Origin of the sequence: Albimonas donghaensis, assembly GCF_900106695.1 — a bacterium.
Classification (GTDB): domain Bacteria; phylum Pseudomonadota; class Alphaproteobacteria; order Rhodobacterales; family Rhodobacteraceae; genus Albimonas; species Albimonas donghaensis.
In genome coordinates this window covers 221,042-243,854 of the sequence record NZ_FNMZ01000001.1, presented here as the reverse complement: position 1 = coordinate 243,854, position 22,813 = coordinate 221,042, and the positions used below count along the sequence as shown (strand labels likewise).

The 22,813-nt window shown below is 71.3% G+C and carries 23 protein-coding genes and 1 riboswitch; of the genes, 18 read left to right on the top strand and 5 right to left on the bottom strand.

Translation table 11 applies throughout. The features are described 5' to 3' along the window. The first annotated feature begins 197 nt into the window (after positions 1-197). The 8 genes from BLV24_RS01020 to purB all read left to right on the top strand — a co-directional run bounded on the left by BLV24_RS01020 (position 198) and on the right by purB (position 9,016). Positions 198-902, top strand: a complete 705-nt coding sequence (locus BLV24_RS01020; RefSeq protein WP_092679281.1) for a GntR family transcriptional regulator — start codon at positions 198-200, stop codon at positions 900-902. A gap of 166 nt (positions 903-1,068) precedes the next feature. After that, positions 1,069-3,021 carry an extracellular solute-binding protein gene (locus BLV24_RS01015; protein ID WP_092679280.1) on the top strand — a complete coding sequence of 651 codons (1,953 nt, stop codon included), beginning with the start codon at positions 1,069-1,071 and terminating at the stop codon, positions 3,019-3,021. After that, positions 3,018-3,203 (top strand): hypothetical protein, encoded by a 186-nt coding sequence (locus tag BLV24_RS21370; protein ID WP_143040179.1) that lies wholly within the window; start codon positions 3,018-3,020, stop codon positions 3,201-3,203. The genes BLV24_RS01015 and BLV24_RS21370 overlap by 4 nt, the downstream gene beginning before the upstream one ends. Before the next feature lies 1 nt (position 3,204). Continuing rightward, a complete protein-coding gene (locus BLV24_RS01010) occupies positions 3,205-4,287 on the top strand; it encodes a microcin C ABC transporter permease YejB (RefSeq protein WP_092679279.1) in 1,083 nt (360 codons plus the stop codon). Next, positions 4,284-5,474 carry an ABC transporter permease gene (locus BLV24_RS01005; RefSeq protein WP_092679278.1) on the top strand — a complete coding sequence of 397 codons (1,191 nt, stop codon included), beginning with the start codon at positions 4,284-4,286 and terminating at the stop codon, positions 5,472-5,474. Before BLV24_RS01010 ends, BLV24_RS01005 begins: the two co-directional genes overlap by 4 nt. 92 nt (positions 5,475-5,566) lie before the next feature. Further along, positions 5,567-7,171, top strand: a complete 1,605-nt coding sequence (locus tag BLV24_RS01000) for an ABC transporter ATP-binding protein (protein ID WP_092679277.1) — start codon at positions 5,567-5,569, stop codon at positions 7,169-7,171. Further along, positions 7,168-7,509, top strand: coding sequence for a hypothetical protein (locus BLV24_RS00995; RefSeq protein ID WP_092679276.1), 342 nt, complete (start codon positions 7,168-7,170; stop codon positions 7,507-7,509). Before BLV24_RS01000 ends, BLV24_RS00995 begins: the two co-directional genes overlap by 4 nt. A gap of 202 nt (positions 7,510-7,711) precedes the next feature. Continuing rightward, complete coding sequence (gene purB, locus BLV24_RS00990) at positions 7,712-9,016, top strand: adenylosuccinate lyase (protein WP_092679275.1); 1,305 nt, start codon at positions 7,712-7,714, stop codon at positions 9,014-9,016. Between the two features lie 99 nt (positions 9,017-9,115). Here the strand turns inward: purB and BLV24_RS00985 are convergent, their stop codons facing one another. After that, positions 9,116-10,327 (bottom strand): calcium-binding protein, encoded by a 1,212-nt coding sequence (locus BLV24_RS00985; protein ID WP_092679274.1) that lies wholly within the window; start codon positions 10,325-10,327, stop codon positions 9,116-9,118. Positions 10,328-10,647: 320 nt separating this feature from the next. Between BLV24_RS00985 and BLV24_RS00980 the strand changes: the two genes are divergently transcribed. The 5 genes from BLV24_RS00980 (at position 10,648) to thiD (ending at position 14,576) form a co-directional block, all read left to right on the top strand. After that, a complete protein-coding gene (locus tag BLV24_RS00980) occupies positions 10,648-11,289 on the top strand; it encodes a glutathione peroxidase (RefSeq protein ID WP_245710324.1) in 642 nt (213 codons plus the stop codon). Positions 11,290-11,548: 259 nt separating this feature from the next. Then, positions 11,549-12,031, top strand: a complete 483-nt coding sequence (locus BLV24_RS00975) for a DUF2165 family protein (RefSeq protein WP_176954578.1) — start codon at positions 11,549-11,551, stop codon at positions 12,029-12,031. Between the two features lie 79 nt (positions 12,032-12,110). Continuing rightward, positions 12,111-12,205: riboswitch (TPP riboswitch) on the top strand. 63 nt (positions 12,206-12,268) lie between these two features. Then, complete coding sequence (gene thiM / locus BLV24_RS00970; RefSeq protein ID WP_281242860.1) at positions 12,269-13,099, top strand: hydroxyethylthiazole kinase; 831 nt, start codon at positions 12,269-12,271, stop codon at positions 13,097-13,099. Continuing rightward, positions 13,096-13,725, top strand: coding sequence for a thiamine phosphate synthase (gene thiE, locus BLV24_RS00965; RefSeq protein WP_092679272.1), 630 nt, complete (start codon positions 13,096-13,098; stop codon positions 13,723-13,725). Before thiM ends, thiE begins: the two co-directional genes overlap by 4 nt. Continuing rightward, positions 13,722-14,576, top strand: a complete 855-nt coding sequence (gene thiD, locus BLV24_RS00960) for a bifunctional hydroxymethylpyrimidine kinase/phosphomethylpyrimidine kinase (RefSeq protein WP_092679271.1) — start codon at positions 13,722-13,724, stop codon at positions 14,574-14,576. The genes thiE and thiD overlap by 4 nt, the downstream gene beginning before the upstream one ends. An 85-nt stretch (positions 14,577-14,661) precedes the next feature. Here thiD and BLV24_RS00955 read toward each other — a convergent pair whose 3' ends face one another. Then, a complete protein-coding gene (locus BLV24_RS00955; RefSeq protein WP_092679270.1) occupies positions 14,662-14,982 on the bottom strand; it encodes a DUF1476 domain-containing protein in 321 nt (106 codons plus the stop codon). A 201-nt stretch (positions 14,983-15,183) separates the two neighbouring features. On the opposite strand from BLV24_RS00955, the gene purC reads away from it, so the two are divergent. From purC to purQ, 4 genes are all read left to right on the top strand, one after another. Then, positions 15,184-15,948, top strand: coding sequence for a phosphoribosylaminoimidazolesuccinocarboxamide synthase (gene purC, locus BLV24_RS00950; protein WP_092679269.1), 765 nt, complete (start codon positions 15,184-15,186; stop codon positions 15,946-15,948). A gap of 220 nt (positions 15,949-16,168) precedes the next feature. Beyond that, positions 16,169-16,921: a DsbA family protein gene (locus tag BLV24_RS00945; protein WP_092679268.1), complete on the top strand. Its 753-nt coding sequence runs from the start codon at positions 16,169-16,171 to the stop codon at positions 16,919-16,921. 199 nt (positions 16,922-17,120) lie between these two features. Next, on the top strand, positions 17,121-17,360 hold the full coding sequence (purS, locus tag BLV24_RS00940) for a phosphoribosylformylglycinamidine synthase subunit PurS (protein WP_092679267.1): 240 nt from the start codon (positions 17,121-17,123) through the stop codon (positions 17,358-17,360). Then, the gene (gene purQ, locus BLV24_RS00935) at positions 17,360-18,034 is read left to right on the top strand and encodes a phosphoribosylformylglycinamidine synthase subunit PurQ (RefSeq protein WP_092679266.1); all 675 of its coding nucleotides are present in this window, start codon (positions 17,360-17,362) and stop codon (positions 18,032-18,034) included. Before purS ends, purQ begins: the two co-directional genes overlap by 1 nt. Before the next feature lie 101 nt (positions 18,035-18,135). Here the strand turns inward: purQ and BLV24_RS22200 are convergent, their stop codons facing one another. The 3 genes from BLV24_RS22200 to BLV24_RS00920 are packed head-to-tail and all read right to left on the bottom strand — an operon-like array spanning position 18,136 to position 20,164. Continuing rightward, entirely contained in the window at positions 18,136-18,648 is a 513-nt protein-coding gene (locus BLV24_RS22200; RefSeq protein WP_092679265.1) for an NUDIX domain-containing protein, read from the bottom strand. Beyond that, the gene (moaB, locus tag BLV24_RS00925) at positions 18,645-19,262 is read right to left on the bottom strand and encodes a molybdenum cofactor biosynthesis protein B (protein WP_092679264.1); all 618 of its coding nucleotides are present in this window, start codon (positions 19,260-19,262) and stop codon (positions 18,645-18,647) included. The genes BLV24_RS22200 and moaB overlap by 4 nt, the downstream gene beginning before the upstream one ends. A 2-nt stretch (positions 19,263-19,264) precedes the next feature. Continuing rightward, the gene (locus tag BLV24_RS00920; protein WP_092679263.1) at positions 19,265-20,164 is read right to left on the bottom strand and encodes a uracil-DNA glycosylase; all 900 of its coding nucleotides are present in this window, start codon (positions 20,162-20,164) and stop codon (positions 19,265-19,267) included. A 221-nt stretch (positions 20,165-20,385) separates the two neighbouring features. Between BLV24_RS00920 and BLV24_RS00915 the strand changes: the two genes are divergently transcribed. Then, the gene (locus BLV24_RS00915; RefSeq protein WP_092679262.1) at positions 20,386-22,044 is read left to right on the top strand and encodes an electron transfer flavoprotein-ubiquinone oxidoreductase; all 1,659 of its coding nucleotides are present in this window, start codon (positions 20,386-20,388) and stop codon (positions 22,042-22,044) included. Positions 22,045-22,813: the final 769 nt, after the last annotated feature.

The following is a 22,813-nucleotide window of genomic DNA, read 5'->3' as shown; positions in this document are numbered from 1 at the left end:
GAGAGGGTTCGCGGGTGCTGCGAACGGTCTGTCCGGGCGGGAGCAAAGCCCGTGCCAGTTTCCTGAACAAGGGTCGATGGCGCCGGAGATGCCTGAAAGGTGGATTGCGCGCAATTCATCGCGCATTTATTGTGCGCCTTGCCGCGGCCGCGCCCAAAGGCTGGGCGCCCGCACCTCCCCGACCGGAGCCGCGCCGCATGTCCGCTGATTCCATATCCGCGCCTCCGACCGGCCCCGACGCCCTGCACGCGGCGCTGATCGAGGCCATCGCCGACCAGCGCCTCGCGCCCGGGGAACGGCTGACCGAGACCGAGCTGGCCGCGATATTCGGCCTGTCGCGCAGGCAGGTGGAGAAGGCGCTGGTGCGGCTCTGCGCCGACGGGCTGGCGGAGGCGTCGCCCAATCGCGGGGTGTTCGTGGCCCGCCCCGATGCGGCCGAGGCGCGCGACGTCTTCGCCCTGCGCCGGCTGCTGGAGCGCGAGGCGACGGCGGCCGCGGCCCGCGCCGCCGCGACGGACCCCGCGCTGATCCCCGCCCTGCGCGCCGCGCTGGCCGCCGAGCACGCGGCCCGCGCCGCCGGCGACGGGCGCCAGGCGGTGCGGCGGTCCGGCGAGTTCCACACGCGGATCGGCGAGGCGTCGGGCAACCGGGAGCTGGCGGGGCTGGTGCGCCGGCTGGTGGCCCGCAGCGCGTTGATCGTGCAGCTGCACCGCAACGACGCGGCGCTGAGCGGCTGGCACGCGGACCATGACCGGCTGGTCGACCTGATCGCGGCCGGCGAGGCCGAGGCCGCCGCCGACGAGATGGTCCGCCACCTGCAGGCGGTGGAATCCGCCCTGCGGCTCGACCGCCCCGCCGCGGCCGCGACCGGCGGACTGCGCGGCGCGCTGCTGGGCGGGTGAGCCGGGCCGCCCCCGCCCGTCCCGCGAAAATCAAATGAAAACCTGCGGCTTATGTCCCGGATCGATCACGCCCTCGCGGGCGCGCTTGAACCGGGGGGGCTCGCGCCCTAACCCTTTAGGGAGCCCCCACGGACTGGGAGCCCTCGTGACCTGGGAGAGATCGTCGATGCCGCACCGGCCCGCCGCCGCCCGACCGCCCTTCGACCGCCCGCCGCTGGACTGCGCGCCGTTCCATGTCAGCCGCCGCGCCGTGCTCGCCGGGGGCGGCGCCCTGACCGCGGGGCTGGCGCTGGGCGCGTTCTCCGGCGCTTCGCCCGCGCGGGCGAAGGTCATGGTCGAGCCCGACGCCGACGGCATCATCCGGTCCCACGGCATCTCCACCTTCGGAGAGCTGAAATACCCCGCCGATTTCCCGCATTTCGACTTCGTGAACCCCGACGCCCCCAAGGGCGGGGTCTGGTCGGGCCGCGGCACCGGCGCCTCCAACACCTACGACAGTCTCAACCCCTTCATCCTGAAGGGCGAACCGGCGCAGGGCCTGGGCGCGCTGTTCGACACGCTGATCACCGGCTCCCCCGACGAGGCCGACGCCAGCTACGGCCTGGTGGCCGAGCGGATGGAATATCCCGAGGACCGCAGCTGGATCACCTTCCACATGCGGCCCGAGGCGCGTTTCTCCGACGGCTCTCCGGTCACCGCGGCGGATGTGGTCTTCACCTTCGAGGTGCTGAAGACCAAGGGCGCGCCGTCCTACCGGCTGCGCCTGCGCGACGTCGCCTCGGCCGAGGCGCTGGATGAGCTGACGGTGAAGTTCACCTTCGCCGAGGGCGTCTCCACCCGCGACCTTCCCGACCTTGTGGGCGGCCTGCCGATCCTGTCCGCGGCCTGGTGGGAGACGCGGGACTTCGAGGCCTCGTCCCTCGACCCCATCCTCGGCTCCGGGCCCTACCGGGTGGACGTGGCCGATCCGGGCCGGCGGATCATCTACGCGCGCCGGGACGACTACTGGGCGAAGGACCTGGCCCCGAACGTGGGGGCCAACAACTTCGACCGCTACGTCTTCGAGTATTTCAAGGACTACACGGCCGCCTTCGAGGCCTTCAAGGCCGGCGCCTATCTGTTCCACGAGGAGTTCTTCTCCAAGCTCTGGGCCACCGAATACGGCTTCCCCGCCATCCAGCGCGGCTGGGTGAAGAAGGAGCAGCTGCCCGACGGCCGCCCGTCGGGCACCCAGGGCTTCTGGTTCAACATGCGCCGCCCGCAGTTCCAGGACCCCCGCGTGCGCGAGGCGATGGCCATGGCCTTCGACTTCCAGTGGTCCAACGACACCCTGTTCTACGGGCTTTACCAGCGCACCGAGAGCTTCTTCGAGAACTCTCCCATGGCCGCCTCCGGCACGCCCTCCGAAGCGGAACTCGCCCTGCTGGAGCCGCTGCGCGCCGACCTGCCCGAGACGGTGTTCGGCGAAGCGGTGCGCCCGCCGATCACCGACGCCTCCGGATCCGACCGCCGGGTGCTGCGCCGGGGCATGAAGCTGCTGGACGCGGCCGGGTGGAATGTGGTCGACGGGATGCGCCGCAACGCGGCCGGCGAGACGCTGCGCGTCGAATTCCTCGACGACAGCCCGACCTTCCAGCGCATCATCGGGCCCTATATCGAGAACCTCAAGAAGATGGGCGTGGACGCCAGCCTGCGCATCGTCGACGCCGCGCAATACCAGCAGCGGCAGGAGGATTTCGACTACGACGTGATCCCCGGCCGCTTCGTCATGTCCCTGACCCCGGGGCCGGAGCTGCGCCAGCTGTTCGGGTCGGAATCCGCCGACCAGCGCGGGACGCCGAACCTCACCGGGCTGGCCAATCCGGCCGTCGACGCGCTGATCGCCAGGGTCATCGGCGCCGAAAGCCGCGAAGAGCTGGACATCGCAGCCCGCGCCCTGGACCGGGCGCTGCGGGCGCTGCACATCTGGACGCCCAACTGGTACAAGGGCAGCTACACCATCGCCTATTGGGACGTCTACGGCCGCCCCGAGCAGCAGCCGCCCTATTCGCGCGGCGACGGCTACTGGTGGTGGGACGAGGCGAAGGCCGAGAAACTGCGGGCGGAGGGCGCGCTGTGACCCCTGAAGACGTCATGATCCTGGTGGGCCTGGCCGGCGTGGCCGCCGCCGGCGCCGCCTCGGTGCTGGGCGGACGCGGCGAGGACGCCCCCCGCCCGATCCCCGTTCGGGTCGAGGACGACGCGCGTCGCGGCCAGGACCGCGGCCGCCATTCCGAACGCAACGACCGGAACCGGGGCTGACTTGGGCGCCTATATCCTCCGCCGCATCCTGCTGATGATCCCCACCCTGCTGGGGATCATGGCGATCAATTTCGCGGTCATCCAGTTCGCCCCCGGCGGCCCGGTCCAGCAGATCATCTCGCAGATCAACGACCCGTCGTCGTCCACCGACCGCTTCACCGGCGGCGGCGGGGGCGAGGCCGGCGGCGCGGCCGCGAGTTCCGACTATCGCGGCGCCCAGGGCCTCGACCCCGACTTCATCAAGGAGCTGGAGCGCCAGTTCGGCTTCGACAAGCCGCCGCTGGAACGCTTCGGGCTGATGATCTGGAACTACGTGCAGTTCGACTTCGGGGAAAGCTACTACCGCTCGATCTCGGTCATCGACCTGATCCTGGAGAAGATGCCGGTCTCCGTCTCCCTCGGTCTGTGGACCACGCTGCTGAGCTATCTGGTGTCGATCCCGCTGGGCATCCGCAAGGCGGTGCGCGACGGGACCACCTTCGACGCCTGGACCTCCGGCGTGGTCATCGTGGGCTACGCGATCCCCGGATTCCTGTTCGCGGTGATGCTGCTGATCTTTTTCGCCGGGGGCTCCTATCTGCAGGCCTTCCCGCTGCGCGGCCTGACCTCGGACGGGTTCGAGCTGATGTCCTGGCCCGAAAAGATCGTCGACTATTTCTGGCACATCGCGCTGCCGGTGCTCGCCATGTCGATTTCGGGCTTCGCGACCCTGACCCTGCTGACCAAGAACTCGTTCCTCGACGAGATCCGCAAGCAATACGTGATGACCGCGCGCGCCAAGGGCCTGACCGAGCGGAAGATCCTCTATGGCCACGTGTTCCGCAACGCCATGCTGATCGTCATCGCCGGGTTCCCGGGGGCCTTCATCTCGATCTTCTTCACCGGCGCCTTCATCATCGAGATCGTGTTCTCGCTCGATGGGCTCGGCCTGCTGGGCTATGAGAGCGTGCTCAACCGCGACTATCCGGTGGTGTTCGGCACGCTGTTCCTGTTCTCGCTGATGGGCATGGTGGTGAAGCTGATCTCCGACCTGACCTATGTGTGGATCGATCCGCGCATCGACTTCGAGAGCCGCGAGGCATGAGCGACGCCGCAACCCCCGCCCCTTCCGCCGGCCCCTCCCCCGCGACGGTCGCGCCGCCGCCGCCCCCGCAGGCGACGGGGCGTTTCGCGCTCGACCCGTTGCAGCGCCGGCGGTGGGAGAACTTCAAGGCCAACAAGCGGGGGTTCTGGTCGCTCTGGCTGTTCCTGGTGCTGTTCGTGGTGGCCCTGTGCGCCGAGTTCGTGGCCAATGACCGGCCGCTGTGGGTGACCTATCGGGGCGAGACCATGTTCCCGATCTTCGAATTCCACCCCGAGACCGATTTCGGCGGGGATTTCGAGACCGAGGCCGACTACCGCGCCCCCGAGGTGCGCTGCCTGATCCTGACCGGCGGGCTGGACGCCTGTTTCGACGAACCCGAGACGCTGGCCGCGAAGATCCGCGCCGGCGAGCCGGTGGAGGGCGCCGAGCCCGGGTCCGTCGTCTGGCCGCTGATCGCGTTCTCCTACGACACCATCGCCTACGAGATCGGCCGCGCCCCCTCTCCGCCCGACGCGGATCACTGGCTGGGCACCGACGACCAGGCGCGCGACGTGCTGGCGCGGGTGATCTACGGGTTCCGCATCTCGGTCCTGTTCGGGCTGGCGCTGACGCTGCTGTCCACCGTCATCGGCGTGGTGGCGGGGGCCGCGCAGGGCTATTTCGGCGGCTGGGTGGACCTGATCTTCCAGCGGGTCGAGGAGATCTGGTCCGCGATCCCGGTCCTGTTCCTGATCATGATCATCGCCGCGATCATAGAACCGACCTTCTGGTCCATGCTGATCCTGCTGAGCCTGTTCCAGTGGACCGCGCTGGTCGGCGTGGTGCGGGCCGAGTTCCTGCGGGCGCGCAACTTCGAATACGTCCGCGCCGCCCGCGCGCTGGGGGTGGGCGACTGGACCATCATGTTCCGCCACCTGCTGCCCAACGCCATGGTCGCCACGCTGACCATGATGCCCTTCATCCTGACCGCCTCGATCTCGACGCTGGCGACGCTGGATTTCATCGGCTTCGGGCTGCCCGCCTCCTACCCCTCGCTGGGGGATCTGGCGTTGCAGGGCAAGAACAACCTCCAGGCGCCCTGGCTGGGCTTCACGGCCTTCTTCACCTTCGCCATCATGCTGTCGCTGCTGGTCTTCGTGTTCGAAGCGATCCGCGACGCCTTCGACCCGCGGAAGGCTTTCCGCTGACGATCAGGCGGAGGGGTTTCGTTCGGAAACTATGAGCGAAATGAGCGCTTTGCGCCTCGCCTCGCCGCAACATTAATGCTAGGTTCAACCTTGTGACCAATGCTGCCGCAATTCTCGATGTCCGGAACCTGACCGTCGCCTTCCGCACCCGCGAGGCGACGACCGTCGCGGTGCGCGACGTGTCCTTCCATGTCGCGCCGGGGGAGACGCTGGCGCTGGTGGGCGAAAGCGGCTCCGGCAAATCGGTGTCGGCGCTGGCGACCGTGGGGCTCGCCCCCGACGCGGCCGACATCACCGGGTCCGTGACGTTCGAGGGCGAGGAGATGGTGGGCGCCGCCGAGCCCCGCCTGCGCGCCATGCGCGGCAACGCCGTCAGCTTCGTGTTCCAGGAGCCGATGACCTCGCTCAACCCGCTGCACACCATCGAGCGGCAGCTGGGCGAGAGCCTCGCCCTGCACCAGGGGCTGAAGGGGGAGGCCGCGCAGGCCCGCATCCTCGACCTGCTGCGCAAGGTCGGCATCCGCGACCCCGAAACCCGGCTGGCCGACTATCCCCACCAGTTGTCCGGCGGGCAGCGCCAGCGGGTGATGATCGCCATGGCGCTGGCCAACGGCCCCCGCCTGCTGATCGCGGATGAGCCGACGACCGCGCTCGACGTCACCATCCAGGCCCAGATCCTCGACCTGCTGAAGGACCTTCAGCGCGAGGAAGGGCTGGCGATGCTGTTCATCACCCATGACCTCGGCATCGTGCGCCGCATCGCCGACCGGGTGGCGGTGATGCAGCAGGGCGAGATCGTGGAGACCAACGACACCGCCGCGCTCTTCGCCGATCCGCGCCATCCCTACACGCGCAAGCTGCTGGCGGCCGAGCCCACCGGCGCCCCGCCCCCGCCGGTCGAGCACGCGGAGACGGTGGTCGAGACCCCCGGCCTCAAGGTCTGGTTCCCGATCCGCCGCGGCTTCATGCGGCGCGAGGCGGGGTTCATCAAGGCGGTCAACCACGCCGAACTGGCCCTGAAACAGGGCGAGACGCTGGGCATCGTGGGCGAGAGCGGGTCGGGCAAGACCACGCTGGCGCTGGCGCTGATGCGCCTGATCTCCTCCGAAGGGCCGGTGATCGTCGGCGGCCAGGACGTCCAGGGCTGGAAGGCGCGCCGCCTGCGCCCCCTGCGGCGCGAGATGCAGATGGTCTTCCAGGACCCGTTCGGCAGCCTCAGCCCGCGCATGTCGGTGGGCAGGATCGTGGCCGAGGGGCTGGGCATCCACCAGGTCGAGGGCGCCGCCAACCCGCGCGAGGCGGTGGCCGCCGCCCTGCACGAGGTCGGGCTCGATCCGGCGACGATGGACCGCTATCCGCACGAGTTCTCCGGCGGCCAGCGCCAGCGCATCGCCATCGCCCGCGCCATGATCCTCAAGCCGAAGCTTCTGGTGCTGGACGAGCCGACCTCGGCGCTTGACATGACGGTGCAGGTGCAGATCGTGGATCTGCTCCGGGATCTGCAGCGTCGCCACAAACTCGCTTATCTTTTCATTTCTCATGATCTCAAGGTGGTTCGCGCCATGTCTCATCGCGTGATCGTCATGCGCCAGGGCGATATCGTCGAGACCGGAACGGCGGAGCAGGTCTTCTCCGCGCCGCGCACCGACTACGCCCGCAATCTCGTGGAGGCGGCGCTTGGCCGAAGCGCGGCATGAGCGACGCCGAGCGGGTGATCATCGAAAACAGCCACATCTACCCCGGCGCCAACGGGGTCTATCACCTCGCGGCGGCGCCGGGCACGGCCCCGCGCGACGTGCGGGTGGAGTTCAATGACGGCGTGGCGGCGGCGGGGCGGCTTTCCGCCCTGCCCGGTCCGCGCCGGCGGCTGGAAGTGGACGGCTACACCACCGCCCGCGGGGCCCATATCCCGCCCAAGGTCTGGATCCTGCAGAACGTCGCCGACGACGACTCCCGGTTCCGGGTGCGCGAACATGGCGAATCCGCGCAGATCGTGCGGGCGTCGTCCCGGCGTCGGATGGGCCGCTCTTTCTGAGCCCGGGGGGCGATCCGCCTCCGCGGCGCCCCGCCCGCGCGTCTCCCGCACGCCCTGCGCGCACGCGCCGACTTGCCGCGACGGCCCGCCCGCGCTAGGCCCCGCGCGACCCCGCGGCGGACGCCGCGGCCGGCCGGCTCCGCCCGGCCGCCGCATGCGCCTCCGCCCGATCCAAGCGCCACCCAAGCGACGGAGCCCGCCCATGATCCCCCGTTACGCCCGCCCCGACATGGTCGCCGTCTGGTCGCCCGAAACCAAGTTCCGCCTGTGGTACGAGATCGAGGCCCATGCCTGCGACGCCCAGGCCGAGCTCGGCGTGATCCCCAGATCCGCCGCCGAGACGGTGTGGAAGGCCAGGGACATGGCCTTCGACATCGACCGCATCGACGAGATCGAGCGCGAGACCAAGCACGACGTCATCGCCTTCCTGACCCACCTGTCGGAGCTGGTCGGCCCCGAGGCGCGCTTCGTGCACCAGGGCATGACCTCCTCCGACGTGCTCGACACCTGCTTCAACCTGCAGCTGGTGCGCGCCTCCGACCTGCTGCTGGCCGACATGGACGCCCTGCTCGCCGCCCTGAAGCGCCGGGCCTACGAGCACAAGGACACGGTCCGCATCGGCCGCAGCCACGGCATCCACGCCGAGCCGACCACGATGGGCCTGACCTTCGCGCGCTTCTACGCGGAGATGAAGCGCAACCGGACCCGACTGGAGAACGCCCGCCGCGAAATCGCGACCGGCGCCATCTCCGGCGCCGTGGGCACCTTCGCGAATATCGATCCCTTCGTCGAAGAGCATGTCTGCAAGGCGATGGGGCTGGAGCCGGAGCCGATCTCCACCCAGGTGATCCCGCGGGACCGGCACGCCGCCTTCTTCGCGGCCCTGGGCGTCGCGGCCAGCTCGATCGAGAATGTGGCGATCGAGATCCGGCACATGCAGCGGACCGAGGTGCTGGAGGCGGAGGAGTATTTCTCCCCCGGCCAGAAGGGCTCCTCGGCCATGCCGCACAAGCGCAACCCGGTGCTGACCGAGAACCTCACCGGGCTCGCGCGCATGGTGCGCGGCTACGCCCTGCCGGCGATGGAGAACGTGGCGCTCTGGCATGAGCGCGACATCTCGCATTCCTCGGTCGAGCGCTATATCGGCCCCGACGCCACCATCACGCTGGATTTCGCGCTGGCCCGCCTGACCGGGGTGATCGAGAAGCTGGTGGTCTATCCCGAGAACATGGAGCGGAACCTCAACCAGTTCCGCGGCCTGGTGCATTCCCAGCGGGTGCTGCTGGCCCTGACCCAGGCGGGCGTGAGCCGCGAGGACAGCTACCGGCTGGTCCAGCGCAACGCGATGAAGGTGTGGGAGCAGGGCAAGGACTTCCTGACCGAGCTGAAGGCCGATCCGGAAGTCACCGCCGCCCTGTCGGAAGCGGAGCTGGAGGAGAAATTCGACCTCGGCTACCACCTCAAGCGCGTCGACGTGATCTTCGAGCGGGTGTTCGGCAAGGCCTGACGCCGCCGGACGCGCCGCCCCCGAAACGCAACGGCCCGCCCCTTCGCAGGGGCGGGCCGTTTCCGTTCGCGGGCGTCGCGGCGGGGCGCCGGCTTCGGCTCAGACGAACATCACGTCGCGATGGTCGAAGTCGTCCGAAGTCGCGTCGGCCAGAAGCACCGAGAAGCGGTCGAAGCGATCGGAGGTGATCAGCAGCCCGTCACGGGTGTCGTCGAGCGTCAGGTCCGCGAACCCGTCCACCCGGCGCAGATTCATCACCATGCGGTCAGGGCCGTTCCCCCAGTCCTCCACCACGTCGTCGCCGGCCCGGCCGTGGAAGACGAAGGTGTCCCGCCCCTTGCCGCCGGACAGCAGGTCGTCGCCCCAGCCGCCGTCGATCCGGTCCTTGCCGCGGCCGCCGTCGAGAATGTCGAACCCGCCGCCTCCGGCCAGCTTGTCCTTGCCATTGCCGCCCGCGAGCCAGTCGTCGCCGGCATTGCCGCGCAGCACGTCCTTGCCGTTGTCGCCGCCCAGCACGTCATCCCCGCGCGCGCCCAGCAGCCTGTCCTCGCCATTGCCGCCGAAGATCGCATCGTCGCCGATCCCGCCCTTGATCCGCTGCGACCCGTTTCCGCCGTAAAGCACGTCGTGGATCGCCGGCCCGCCGAAGGCCAGCCCGGTGACGGCGCCGTCGATGACGCCCGACAGGTCGTAGAGCTCCTCGACCTCGCCGGATGTCTCGTCGATCCGCACGATGCTGTCGCCGACCGCGCCGATCAGGTTGTTCTCGCCCAGGCTGGCCAGCCCCCAGACCTCCGCCTCCATGCGGGTGGAGGAGACCGGATCGCCGTCGGCGTCGAAGAAGGACAGCAGATCGCGGCCCCTGTCGTCGAAACCGGTCTGGGCGACCAGCCCCTCATGCACCGTCACGTCGCCGGCCGAGCCGCCGGCGGCGCCTGCGGCGAAGGGGGTGAGCGCGCCGGCCGAGAGGTCGATTTCCAGCAGCGCGCCGCTGACGATCTCGGAGAGCATCAGGTCCCCGGTCACGCCGGCGCCGAGCCCGTTGAAGGCCTGATCCGCGCCGAGCGAGGCCAGCGCGGTCAGCCCGGCGTCGGTGAGGTCGACCTCGGAGAGCACGCGCGACCGGCGCTCGCCGAAGCCGTCGGACAGGGCGAACAGGGCGCCCCAGTCGGCGAAGCCGATATCGTGGACGTCGGCGCCGATATCGAAGGCCCCGACCCGGTCGATCGCGATGGAGGAGGCGCCGCGGGACGCTTCATCGATTTCGAGCGCATAGAGGGTGTCGAAGGTGCTGATATGGAGCGTCGTCATGTGGTCTCGCTTTTCAGTCGCGGTTCGGGACGGCCGGCGCGCGCCGACCGGTTCTCGATCCCCTGCATCCGATCACACGGATCGGGCGCGGCATTGGGCGGAACCGTGACGATTTGGAGCGCGCCGTCGGCGTCGCCGCCTCGGACCTGCGGCTCCGATGAACGGCGGGAGGCGCGGAACGGGAGGGAGGCCCGGGGCGGGCGCGCGCCCCGACGGAAATGTTTTCACGTCGCGTGAAACCGAAAGCTCATATCGACCGTATAATCTGTCAGGCCGACTGTTCGCCCCGCCCGCGATCCCGCCTGCCCAGGGAGACCGCCATGACCGACGACCGATCCAGCCGCAACCGCCCCGCCGGCGCCCCAGGGACGGGGGAGGCCGCCGTCCCGCCGGCGCGGGGGATCGGGCGCCGCGCCTTTCTCGCGCTGGGCGCCGGGGCGCTGGCGGCGCCGAGAATGGCGCGGGCCGGGGTCTCGGCCCACGGGTTCGGCTTCGCCTCGCTCGGCCAGCCGGACGGGAAGCTCCGGCTCTCCGACTATGCCGGGCGGCCGGTGCTGGTGGTCAACACCGCCTCGCGCTGCGGCTTCACCCCGCAATATGACGGGCTGCAGGCGCTGTGGGACCGCTATCGCGACCGCGGGCTGGTGGTGATCGGGGCGCCGAGCCGGGATTTCGGGCGGCAGGAGTTCGAGGACTCCGCCAGGATCAAGGACTTCTGCGAGGTCAATTTCGCCATCGACTTCCCGATGACCGAGCTTGTGCGGGTGAAGGGCGCGGATGCGCACCCGTTCTACGCCTGGGCGCGCGGGGCGGCGGCGGCGGCGGATCTGCCGGCGCCGCGCTGGAATTTTCACAAATACCTGGTGGGGCCGAACGGAACCCTGGCCGGCGCCTGGGACAGCGCCACCCCGCCCGAGGCCCCCGAGATCTCCCACGCCATCGAGGCGCTGCTGCCCGGCTGACCGTCGCGCGACCGGAAAGCGAGGCCGCGCGTCGACCGTTTCGAGGGCCGCGCCGGGGCGCCCGCGCGGCGCGGAACCGCGGCGCGGGTGGAGACGTCTCCCCCTTCCCCTCGCCCCGCATTCTTCCATCCGGCCCCCTCCCGGCCCGCCTTTCCCCCGCGGCGCCGCGGCGCCGGGATCGCTTGACCGCGCCCCCCATCCTGCGGATGGTCCGCCCGACCCGCGAAGACGGCTTCGCGATCAGCGAGAGGGGATGCGCATGGAGGCTCTGGTTCTGTTCGGTCAGGCGCTTTTGACCGCCATCACCGGCGCCTGGATCGGCATCGGCGTGATCGAGAACATCCGCTATCCCAAGGTCAACGGCGATCTGGTGACCATGGTCATGCGCATGGACCGGGTGCGCGAGGAACGGCCCGAGATCTATGCCGACGTGAAGGGCAACCGGATCGAGTCCCCCGCCGTCCACGCCTGGGCCTATCGCGCCATCATCGCCTTCGAACTGCTCGCCACGGCGCTGCTGCTGCTGGGCGCGCTGATGCTGCTGGGCGCGGCGCTCGGCGGCGGCGAGGGCCTGGGCGCCCGCATGATCTCCGCCGCCGGCGCGCTGGCTTTCTCGGCGGTCTGGGGCGGCTTCCTGGTCGGGGGCCAGTGGTTCCACTACTGGGCGGGCTGGAAGGACAGCCAGTTCACCCATTTCTTCCTGCTTCTCTGGGGCGCGATCCTGTTCGGCCTGCTGACCTGAGCGCGGCCGCGCCGCCTCCCCCCTCGCCCCCACCTCGCCCCCCCTTGCGTCCTCCCCCGCCCCGGCCTAGCGTCGGGGCGAATTGCGACAGGGGCGCCCCCTTCACGGGGCTGAGACGCACCCTTGGAACCTGATCCGGATCATACCGGCGGAGGGAGTCGCGACGAGGCCCCCGCGCCCCTCGCGGCCGATCCGGACCTCGCCGCTCTCGTATCCGCCGAGCAGGAGGACGAGACCTTGACCGACACCCCCGACGCCCCCGACACCGCCGCCCCCGACGTCCGGCCGGGCGAGAAGCTCGCGGCCATGCGCGCCGCGGCGCCGCTCGTGCAGAACATCACCAACTATGTGGCGATGAACGTCATGGCCAACGCGCTGCTGGCCGCCGGCGCCTCTCCCGCCATGGTTCATGCGCGCGAGGAATCGGCGGATTTCGCGGCCATCGCCTCGGCGCTGACCATCAATATCGGCACGCTCTCGCCGGAATGGGTCGCGTCGATGGAAGCCGCGGCGGCCTCCGCGACCGCCCATGGAAAGCCCTGGGTGCTGGACCCGGTCGCGGTCTTCGCCACCGCCTATCGGGCCGAGGTCGGGGCGCAGCTGGCGGGCCTGAACCCCAGCCTGATCCGTGGCAACGCCTCCGAGATCCTGGCCCTGTCCGGGGCGGCCGCGGGCGGCAAGGGCGCCGATGCCGGCGACGCGGTGGCGACGGCCGAAGCCGGGGCCCGCGCGCTTTCCGCCCGCACCGGCGGCATCGTCGCGGTGACCGGGCCGGTGGACTACGTGACCGACGGCACGCGCGGCTACCGGATCGCCAACGGCCACCCGCTGATGCCGAAGGTCACGGCGCTGGGCTGCTCGTTGACCGGGATCTGCGGGGCCTTTCTCGCGGCCGGCGAGACGCCGCTGGAGGACATCGCGGCGGCGCTCGCCTTCTACGGCCTGGCGGGAGAGCGCGCCGCGCAGGGCGCCGGGGGGCCCGGCAGCTTCGCCGTGGCCTTCATCGACGAACTGGCCGCGGTCACGCCCGAGGATCTCGCCGCCGGCGCCCGGATCACCCCGGCATGAGGGCGAAGCTGCCGGATCCGGCGGTCTACCCGGTCTCCGACCCCTCGGCGCGGATCGGGGTGGAGGCGGCTTGCGTGGCGGCCGCCCGCGGCGGGGCGCGGCTGGTGCAGCTGCGCGACAAGACCGCCTCGGACGAAGAGCTCACCGCGCTCGCCCGCCGGCTGGTGGCGGCGCTGACCCCGCTGGGCTGCGCCCTGCTGATCAACGACCGGGTGGAGGTGGCGCGGGCCGCCGGCGCCGCGGGCGCCCATGTGGGCCAGACCGACGCCGAGGTGGCCCAGGCCCGCGCGGTGCTGGGCGAGACCGCGATCCTCGGCCTGTCGGTCGAGGCGCCCGAGCACCTGGCGCGCGATGACTGGGACCGGATCGATTATGTGGGCGCCGGCCCGGTCTTCGCCACCGCCACCAAGCCGGATCACGCGACGCCGTTGGGCTGGGACGGGCTCGCCCGGCTCTGCGCCCTGGCGCCCGTGCCGGCGGTGGCCATCGGCGGGGTGAAGACGGGCCATGCGGGGCTGGCCAAGGGCGCCGGGGCCGCGGGCCTCGCCATGGTCTCGGAGATCTTCGCGAGCGCCGACCCCGAGGCCGCGACCCGCGCCGCCGTGACCGCATGGAGAGACGCATGAAGCCCGACAGGACCGGCGCCGCGCGCATTCCCAACATCCTCGCCATCGCCGGGTCCGACCCCTCGGGCGGGGCGGGGATCCAGGCGGATATCAAGGCGATTTCGGCCAATGGCGGCTATGCCATGGCGGCGCTGACCGCCCTGACCGCGCAGAACACCCGCGGGGTCAGCGGCGTGCATGGCGTGCCGCCGGACTTCGTGGCCGCCCAGATCGCGGCGGTCAGGGGGGATATCCGGGTGGACGCGGTGAAGATCGGGATGATCGCCTCGGCCGAGATCGCCGAGGCCGTGGCCGACGCGCTGGCCGGGCTGGCGGCGCCCGTGACGCTGGACCCGGTGATGGTCGCCAAGGGCGGCGACCGGCTGCTGGCGGATGAGGCGCTGGACGCGCTGCGCGCCCGCCTGGCGCCGCTGGCGACGGTGCTGACCCCGAACCTGCCCGAGGCCGCCGCCCTGCTGGACCGCGGCCCGATCGAAACCCGGGACCAGATGGAGGACGCGGCCGCCGCGCTGCGCGCGCTCGGCCCCCGCGCGGTGCTGCTCAAGGGCGGCCATCTGGGCGGCGAAACCAGCCCCGACCTGCTGCTGCACGAAGCCGGCGCCACCTGGTTCGAGCGGCCCCGACACCCGACCCGCAACACCCATGGCACCGGCTGCACCCTGTCCTCGGCGCTGGCAGCGGCGCAGGGTAGGGCCGCGATGGATGCCGAAGGGACGATGCCCGACGCCCCGGCGCTGGAGGCCGCCGCCCGCGAGGCCGGCGATTACGTGGCCGGCGCCATCGCCGCGGCGGACCGGCTGGACGTGGGCGGCGGCCACGGACCGCTGCACCACTTCTTCCGGCTCGGCTGAACCGGACGGCGCCTGGCCGGGCGCCCGCGCCTCCGCGCGCAGACGCCCGGCTCCGGTCAGGCGGCGGCTCAGGTCAGGCGACGGCTCAGCCGGCCTCGCCCAGAAGCTGGGATTTGGCGACGGCCAGAAGCTCCTCCATCTTGGCGCGCAGGGGCTCGGCGGAGATGCCCTTGGCCTCCAGATCGGCGGAGACCTTGCGGTACACGTCCTCGTCCCCCGCCTCCTCGAGATCGGCCACGACGACCGAGGCCGCATAGGCGTCGGCGTCCGCGCCGGACAGGCCCATCAGCTCGGCCGCCCACAGGCCCAGCAGCTTGTCCCGCCGCGCCGAGGCCTTGAACTTCATGTCCTCATCATGGGCGAATTTGTTCTCGAACGCTTTCTCGCGGTCGTTGAAAGTGGTCATCACGGTCCTCCGCTGCGCAGTTCCGGGGCCGGGCGACGCGCCGCCCCCGCTGTTCCGCGCCCTACATAGCCATTACGCGACCCCGATCCTAGCGCCCTGTCCGCGGCGAATCCTTGCGGCAGGTCAAGCGATGGTCTATCGCGCAGGTCCCGGCGCGCGGGTCCCTCCCACGCGCCCAAGAGCTATTTTCCGGGGCTTCTCATGGCGCGACGCAGACTGGTCTACGAAGGCAAGGCGAAGATCCTGTACGAGGGTCCGGAGCCCGGCACGCTGATTCAGCACTTCAAGGACGACGCGACCGCCTTCGACGCCCAGAAAAAGGACGTGTTCGAGGGCAAAGGGGTGCTGAACAACCGCATCTCCGAACACATCATGACCGGCCTCAACGAGATCGGCGTGCCCACCCACTTCATCCGCCGGCTCAACATGCGCGAGCAGCTGGTCCGGGCGGTGGAGATCATCCCGCTCGAGGTCGTGGTGCGCAACGTCGCCGCCGGCAGCCTCGCCAAGCGGCTGGGGCTGGAGGAGGGCATGCAGCTCCCCCGCCCGATCATCGAATTCTACTACAAGGACGACAAGCTCCACGATCCGATGGTGACCGAGGAGCATATCGCGGCGTTCAACTGGGCCTCCCAGCAGGACATCGACGACATCATCGCGCTGGCCCTGCGGGTCAACGACTTCATGTCGGGGATGATGCTGGGCGTCGGCATCCGCCTGGTCGATTTCAAGATCGAGTGCGGGCGGGTCTACGAGGGCGATTTCCAGCGGGTGATCGTGGCCGACGAGATCAGCCCGGATTCCTGCCGCCTGTGGGACGCCAAGACCGGCGAGAAGCTGGACAAGGACGTGTTCCGCCGCGACCTGGGCAACCTGACCGACGCCTATACCGAGGTCGCCTCGCGCCTGGGCATCATGCCCAAGCAGAACGGCGGCGCGACCACCGGGCCGAAACTGGTCCACTGAGACCCGCGCGCCCCCGTCCGATCGCCGTGCCCCGCCCGATCGTCAGGCCCTTTTTGATCGTTGGGCCTCTTGCGTTCGCCGGACCCCGTGCGAAGGCGCGCCCCCACGGCGCGCCCGGGGCCGGCGCGGGCGGCCCTCGCGTCGCTGCGCGCCGCCTCGCCCCGCCCGACCGTCCCCGCGAAACAGCGGGACGGCCAGGGGCGCTCTCCGTGCTCGGAACATGAGACGCGCGCGCGCCGCCGCCCTGGCGCTCGGCTTCGGCGCGCTGGTCTTCGGCGCGGCCTGGATCGGGGCGCATCGCGGGACCGATCTGGACTTCACGGATATCGACGGCCTGCCCGGCTGGCGCGCGCTCGCCGGGGCGTCGTCAGGGTCGAGCGGCGCGGGCGGCGCGGTCATGCTGGGGCTCGGCGACGCGCCCGCCGCCGCCGCCCCCGCATCGCTCTGCGCCCTGTTGTGGGAGGGCGGCGCCCCGGCCGAGGGACCGCCCGACGCCCGCCCCCGCATCGCCGTCTTCTCCGACGCCAACTGCCCCTACTGCCGGACGCTGGACGGCATCCTGGAGGACCTGTCCGAGACCCGCCCGGACCTGCGCATCGTCCATCACGAATGGCCGGTGCTGGGGCCGGGGTCGGCCATCGCGGCGCGGGCCGCGGTGGCGGCGGAGCGGCAGGGGCAGTTCCGGGCGCTGAAATCCCGGCTGCTCGACGCGAGTTTCGCCATCAACGCCGCCTATATCGACGCCGTAGCGCCGCCGCTGGGCATCGCCCCGGCCCGGCTGGCCGACGACATGGCGGCGCCCGAGACCGCCCGCATCCTCGCCGCCACGGCCCGGGCCGCGTCCCGCTTCGGCTTCGTCGGCACGCCCTCGCTGGTCATCGGCGGCGCGGTGGCGGAGGGCGCGGTCTCCCGCGCGCGGATCGAGGCAATCCTCGACGCCGAGGCTGCGCGGACCGACCGCCCCTGCGGCTGACCCGACCGCCTGCGATCCGCGGGGACGGAAGGGCGGGGCCGAGGCGGAGCGCAGCGAAGCGAGGGCCGCCCCCGTCCCCCCGCCCCCGTCCCTCACCCCCCCCCGCCTCTCCGCGACCCCGCGCCCGCTTGTCTCGCGCGCCCGCGCGGGCTACTCAGCGCTCATCCTCCCCCGCCCGGAAGCAGACCGGAGACCGCCCATGAAAGCCCGCGTCCATGTCTCGCTGAAAACCGGCGTGCTCGACCCCCAGGGCGAGGCCATCCGCCACGCGCTCGGCTCCCTCGGCTTCGAGGGCGTGAGCGGCGTGCGCCAGGGCAAGCTGATCGAGATCGAGCTGGCCCAGACCGATCCCGACGCCGCCCGCGAGGAGGTCGAGCGCATGTGCAAGTCGCTGCTCGCCAACCCGGTCATCGAATCCTACGCCATCGAGATCGCCTGATGCGCGCCGCGGTCATCGTCTTCCCCGGCTCCAACTGCGACCGCGACATGGCCGTCGCGCTGCGCGAGGCGACCGGCGCCGGCGTCAGCATGGTCTGGCACAAGGACACCGCCCTGCCCGAGGGGCTGGACCTGGTGGCCCTGCCCGGCGGCTTCTCCTTCGGCGATCACCTGCGCTGCGGGGCCATCGCGGGCAAGTCGCCGATCATGCGCGCCGTGACCGAGTTCGCCGGCAAGGGCGGGCATGTGCTGGGCGTGTGCAACGGCTTCCAGATCCTGACCGAAACGGGGCTGCTGCCCGGCGCCCTGCTGCGCAACGGGCGGCTGAAATTCCTGTGCAAGTCGTCGCCGCTGCGCGTCGGCACCTCGGCCAGCGCCTTCACCAATGCGTGGAACGCCGGCGACATCGCCTCGATCCCCATCGCGCATCACGACGGCGCCTATGTCGCCGACGAGGACACGCTGGCCGCGCTGAAGGGCGAGGACCGGATCGCCTTCACCTATGAGGGCGGCGCGCCCAACGGGGCCATGGGCGACATCGCGGGGATCCTGTCGCGCAATCGCCGGGTGCTGGGGATGATGCCCCATCCGGAGCGCGCGGTGGACCCGGCCCATGGCGGCTCGGACGGGCGGCGGCTGTTCCGGTCGCTGTTTCACGCGCTCGCCACCGCCTGAGCGCTTGCGGGGGGCCGTCTCCGGCGGCCCTCGTTTCGCTGCGCTCAACCTCGCCCCGCCCGAGACGTCCCCGCTTCGTCGCGGGGCGTCGGGCATGCGCCTCAGTCCCTCAGCGCGACCGGAACGGCGCCCTGCGCCTCGGGCAGCGCGTCGGTCTCGATCAGCTCGGCCATCCGCAGGCTGGCATGGGCCAGCGCCGGGGCCAGCGGGATCAGGCGCAGCTGGCGGGCGGTGTAGAAGGCGAAGCCCGCTCCCTCCCCTACCCGGATCGCGTCCGGGGTCACGTCGAGCCGCGTCACGAACGCGTAGAGCCGCGCCCGGCTGCGTCGGGTCGAGAGACATCGGCCGAAGGGGCGCAGGACGTCCTGGGCCAGCGTGATCCCGGTCTCCTCCCAAAACTCACGAACCGCGGCTTCGCGCAGCGTCTCCCCCGCCTCCACCCCGCCCCCGAAGGGCGCCCAGAAGCCGGCGCCGGACAAATGCGGGCGGTCGTCGCGCAACTGCATCAGCACGCGAGCCTCGGCGTCCACCGCGAAGATCATCGCGCCGGCGCCCGGCCCCGCGTCCTCCCACGCCCCGAACAGCGGGAACTCGGGCTCGTCGGGAAAGTTCATTTGCGCCTCAGATGCTCGTCGAGCCGGGGCATGATCTCGACGAAATTGCAGGGCGTGTGGCGATAGTCGAGCTGGGCGGCGAGGATCTCGTCCCACGCATCCCTGCACGCGCCCGGTGATCCCGGCAGCGCGAACAGATACGTCCCCCCCGCCACGCCGCCGCAGGCGCGGCTCTGCACCGCCGAGGTCCCGATCTTGCCCATCGAGACCACGGCGAAGACCGTGCCGAAGGCGTCGATCTCCTTCTCGTAGACGTCGCGATGGGCCTCCACCGTCACGTCGCGGCCCGTGAGCCCGGTGCCGCCGGTGGAGATCACCACGTCCACCCCCGGATCCGCCACCCAGGCGCGCAGCCGCGCGGCGATCGCGCCCCGGTCATCGGCCACGATGTCGCGCGCCGCGATCCCGTGGCCCGCGCCCTCGATCCGCGCGACCAACGTGTCGCCGGAGCGGTCGTCGGCGAGGCTGCGCGTGTCCGAGACGGTCAGCACCGCGATGCGCAGCGGAATGAACGCCCGCGCCGCCTTGCCGCCATGGGCGGGGGCGGGGGTAGGGGTGGGGGTGGGGGCGGGACCAGGGCCGGAGGCGGGAGGGGAGGCAGGGGCGTCGCTCATGGTCAGGCTCCGATTTCGGGCGCGGCGCCGTCCAGCGCGGCCCGCAACGCGCGCAGGTCGCGCCAGGAGTCGCGCTTCCGCTCCGGCGTGCGCAGCAGGTAGGCGGGGTGAAAGGTGGGCAGCACCGGCACCCCGCGCCAGTCCCGCCAGATCCCGCGCAGCCGGGTGATGCCGACCGTCGTGTCCAGCAGCCCCTGCGACGGCGCGGCCCCCATCAGCAGCACGAAATCCGGGGCGGCGAGCTCGATATGCCGCTCGGTGAAGGGCAGCAGCATCGAAACCTCATCGGTCGAGGGCCGCCGGTTCTCGATCGGCCGCCAGAAGGCGACATTGGTGATGTAGACGGAATCGGCCGGGGTCGCCGCGTCCCGCGCGAGCCCGATGGCGGCGAGCATCCGGTCCAGCAGCACGCCCGAGCGGCCGACGAAGGGCTTGCCCTCGCGGTCCTCCTCACGCCCCGGCGCCTCGCCCACGATCATCACGCGGGCGCCGGGGCGGCCGTCGCAGATCACCGTGTTGCGGGCGCCCTTTTTCAGCGGACTGCCCTCGAATCCCCGGATGGCGTCATGCAGGGCGGACAGGTCGGAGGCGGCGGCGGCGAGCGCGCGGGCGACCTCGCGGGGCTCGGCCTCCGGCTCCGGGCGCGGGACGGCGGGCTTGCGGGCTTTCGATCCGGGCTGCGCGGCGGCGGCCGGGGTCGCCGCGCGCGCCGCGGCCCGGGCGGCGGCCAGGGCTGCGGATTCGGCGAAACGGTCGACCGGCGCCTCCGCCACCGCCTCGTCCACGCCGCACTCCACCTGGAATTCGAGCGCCGCCAGCAGCGCCTCGCGCCCCGCCGCGGCCCAGGCGTCGCCGCCGGTCCCGTCGCGTCGCCAGCCGCCGATCTCGGTTCCCTGATCCATCCCCGCATCCTAGCCCCCGCCCGCCGGGCCCGATAGGGGGCGCCGCGCCGCTGCCCCCCGTCCTTCCCGCGTCCCGCTCGCGTCGTTTCCACCCCCGGCCCGACCGCGCCGCGGAGACGGGTTTCCACGCTGTCAGGTTGACGACCCCCCGGGGGCGCTTTACCTCGAATGTCGGTCGCAACCTGCCGTGCGGCCGGGGGAGAGACACGAAGGATGCCCGGATGAGCGAGATCGAACGCGAAACCATGGACGTTGACGTCGTCATCGTCGGAGCCGGCCCTGCCGGCCTCTCGGCGGCGATCCGGCTCAAACAGCTGGGCGGCGAAGACCTCAACGTGGTGGTGCTCGAAAAGGGCTCCGAGGTCGGCGCGCATATCCTGTCGGGCGCCGTGCTGGACCCGTCGGGCCTCGACGCCCTGATCCCCGACTGGAAGGAGAAGGGCGCGCCGCTCAACACCCCCGTCACCGAGGACAAGTTCCTGGTGCTCGGCGCCGCGGGCGACATGCGCATCCCGAATTTCCCGATGCCGCCGCTGATGGACAATCACGGCAACTACATCGTCTCCATGGGCAATGTCTGCCGCTGGATGGCCGAGCAGGCCGAGGAGCTGGGGGTCGAGATCTTCCCCGGCATGGCCTGCTCCGAGCTGGTCTATGGCGACAAGGGCGAAGTCGTGGGCGTGGTCGCCGGCGAATTCGGCAAGAACCCCGACGGCACGCCCGGCCCGAGCTACGAGCCGGGCATGGAGCTGCGCGGCAAATACGTGATGCTGGCCGAGGGCGTGCGCGGGTCGCTCTCCAAGACCGCGATCGAGAAGTTCGGCCTCTCGGACGGCAAGGAGCCGCAGAAATACGGCCTCGGCATGAAAGAGGTGTGGGAGATCGACCCCGCCAAGCACAAGGAAGGCCAGGTCACCCACACCATGGGCTGGCCCCTCGGCGACAATGCCGGCGGCGGGTCCTTCATCTACCACGGCGAGAACAACCAGGTGTTCATCGGCTTCGTGGTGCACCTGAACTACAAGAATCCGTATCTGTATCCGTACATGGAATTCCAGCGCCTCAAGCATCACCCGGCCGTGGCCGAGATGCTGGAGGGCGGCAAGCGCGTCGCCTACGGCGCCCGCGCCATCACCGAGGGCGGCTGGCAGTCCCTGCCCAAGCTGACCTTCCCGGGAGGCATGCTGCTGGGCTGTTCGGCGGGCATGGTCAACGTGCCCCGGATCAAGGGCAACCATAACGCCATGCTCTCGGGCAAGGCGGCGGCCGAGGCGGCGTTCGAGGCCATCCAGGCCGGGCGCGAGGGCGACGAGCTGGTGGAATACGAGGCCGACGTGCGCTCGGGCCCCATCGCCGCCGACCTCAAGAAGGTGCGCAACGTCAAGCCGCTCTGGTCCCGCTACGGGCTGGTGGGCGGCCTCGCGCTGGGCGGGCTGGACATGTGGTTCGCCTCGATCTTCGGCGGCACGCTGTTCGGGACGCTGGGCCATGGCAAGACGGACGCCGAGGCGACGGAACGGGCGGCGAAGCACACGCCGATCGACTATCCCAAGCCCGACGGCAAACTGAGCTTCGACCGGCTGACCAACGTGAGCTTCGCGGCGACCAACCATGAAGAGAGCCAGCCCTGCCACCTGCGGCTGAAGGATCCGGAGATCCCGATCGCCTGGAACCTCAAGAAATACGACGAGCCGGCGCAGCGTTATTGCCCGGCCGGCGTGTATGAGGTGGTGCGCAACGACGACGGGTCCGACCCGCGCTTCGTGATCAACTTCCAGAACTGCGTGCACTGCAAGACCTGCGACATCAAGGATCCGCCGCAGAACATCAACTGGACCACGCCGCAGGGCGGGGACGGGCCGAATTATCCCAACATGTGACGGGCCCAACATGTAACGGGCCCGACATCTGACGGGTCCAACATCTGACGGGCGCGCCGTCTTCCCGAAGGAAGCAGGCGCCGCATGACAGGGCCGCCGGCGCGATGCGTCGGCGGCCTTTTTCATGACCGGCCCCGCCGCGCCGGCCGAGCGGTCGGAGCGCGCGGCGCGCCATGCCGCGCTTTGCCGAAATCCGCCCCCCGGCCGGCCCCCGCGCGGGTGGCGCCCCCTCGCACCTCTCCGCCCCGCATGAGGGGTGAGGCGCCGAAGACACGCAGGTTTGGCCTCCGCGTCACGTCTCCGGGCTGGGGTCCGCCGACCTCCCTTCGCGCGTTACGCGTGCTCTGCGGCGCGGGGCGCCCGACTGCCCGCGCCCGGCCGCGGTGGCCGTCGGCGACGGACATTGACGGAAGGCCAGGGCAGACGGCCGGGGGACCGGTTCGCCCCGCCCGACGCCCTGCGCGCCCGAATCTCGTCCTCGGATGCTAGACGCGCTCGCCGCCCATCGGTCCGAGGAGGGCGCCTCGCGGAAGAGACGCGGCTCATGCCGACACAGGTGATCGCGACCGGGAATCGCCGCCTCCGGCGCGGGCGCGCAGGGTCGCGCCACGCGCCGCAGGCCGGCGCGCCGCTCGAATGAGCGATCACGCGCGCACGGGCTCACCCCGCGCGGCGGCGGCGCGGCGCCCGAATCCCCCTTCCGTCATCCCGCCGTCATCCCGGCGACAACGCCCGGCCGGAACGCCCGCGCCGGCCCCGCCGGGCCGCC

Excerpts from the sequence above, each read along its gene's own strand:
- purC (WP_092679269.1), top strand. The coding sequence starts at position 15,184 with ATGGCGCGACGCAGACTGGTCTACGAAGGCAAGGCGAAGATCCTGTAC.
- BLV24_RS01015 (WP_092679280.1), top strand. The coding sequence starts at position 1,069 with ATGCCGCACCGGCCCGCCGCCGCCCGACCGCCCTTCGACCGCCCGCCG.
- BLV24_RS01020 (WP_092679281.1), top strand. The coding sequence starts at position 198 with ATGTCCGCTGATTCCATATCCGCGCCTCCGACCGGCCCCGACGCCCTG.
- BLV24_RS22200 (WP_092679265.1), bottom strand. The coding sequence starts at position 18,648 with ATGAACTTTCCCGACGAGCCCGAGTTCCCGCTGTTCGGGGCGTGGGAG.
- BLV24_RS00980 (WP_245710324.1), top strand. The coding sequence starts at position 10,648 with ATGACCGACGACCGATCCAGCCGCAACCGCCCCGCCGGCGCCCCAGGG.
- BLV24_RS00945 (WP_092679268.1), top strand. The coding sequence starts at position 16,169 with ATGAGACGCGCGCGCGCCGCCGCCCTGGCGCTCGGCTTCGGCGCGCTG.
- BLV24_RS00995 (WP_092679276.1), top strand. The coding sequence starts at position 7,168 with ATGAGCGACGCCGAGCGGGTGATCATCGAAAACAGCCACATCTACCCC.
- moaB (WP_092679264.1), bottom strand. The coding sequence starts at position 19,262 with ATGAGCGACGCCCCTGCCTCCCCTCCCGCCTCCGGCCCTGGTCCCGCC.
- thiD (WP_092679271.1), top strand. The coding sequence starts at position 13,722 with ATGAAGCCCGACAGGACCGGCGCCGCGCGCATTCCCAACATCCTCGCC.
- purQ (WP_092679266.1), top strand. The coding sequence starts at position 17,360 with ATGCGCGCCGCGGTCATCGTCTTCCCCGGCTCCAACTGCGACCGCGAC.
- BLV24_RS00955 (WP_092679270.1), bottom strand. The coding sequence starts at position 14,982 with ATGACCACTTTCAACGACCGCGAGAAAGCGTTCGAGAACAAATTCGCC.
- purS (WP_092679267.1), top strand. The coding sequence starts at position 17,121 with ATGAAAGCCCGCGTCCATGTCTCGCTGAAAACCGGCGTGCTCGACCCC.
- thiE (WP_092679272.1), top strand. The coding sequence starts at position 13,096 with ATGAGGGCGAAGCTGCCGGATCCGGCGGTCTACCCGGTCTCCGACCCC.
- BLV24_RS00985 (WP_092679274.1), bottom strand. The coding sequence starts at position 10,327 with ATGACGACGCTCCATATCAGCACCTTCGACACCCTCTATGCGCTCGAA.
- purB (WP_092679275.1), top strand. The coding sequence starts at position 7,712 with ATGATCCCCCGTTACGCCCGCCCCGACATGGTCGCCGTCTGGTCGCCC.
- BLV24_RS01005 (WP_092679278.1), top strand. The coding sequence starts at position 4,284 with ATGAGCGACGCCGCAACCCCCGCCCCTTCCGCCGGCCCCTCCCCCGCG.
- BLV24_RS00975 (WP_176954578.1), top strand. The coding sequence starts at position 11,549 with ATGGAGGCTCTGGTTCTGTTCGGTCAGGCGCTTTTGACCGCCATCACC.
- BLV24_RS00920 (WP_092679263.1), bottom strand. The coding sequence starts at position 20,164 with ATGGATCAGGGAACCGAGATCGGCGGCTGGCGACGCGACGGGACCGGC.
- BLV24_RS00915 (WP_092679262.1), top strand. The coding sequence starts at position 20,386 with ATGAGCGAGATCGAACGCGAAACCATGGACGTTGACGTCGTCATCGTC.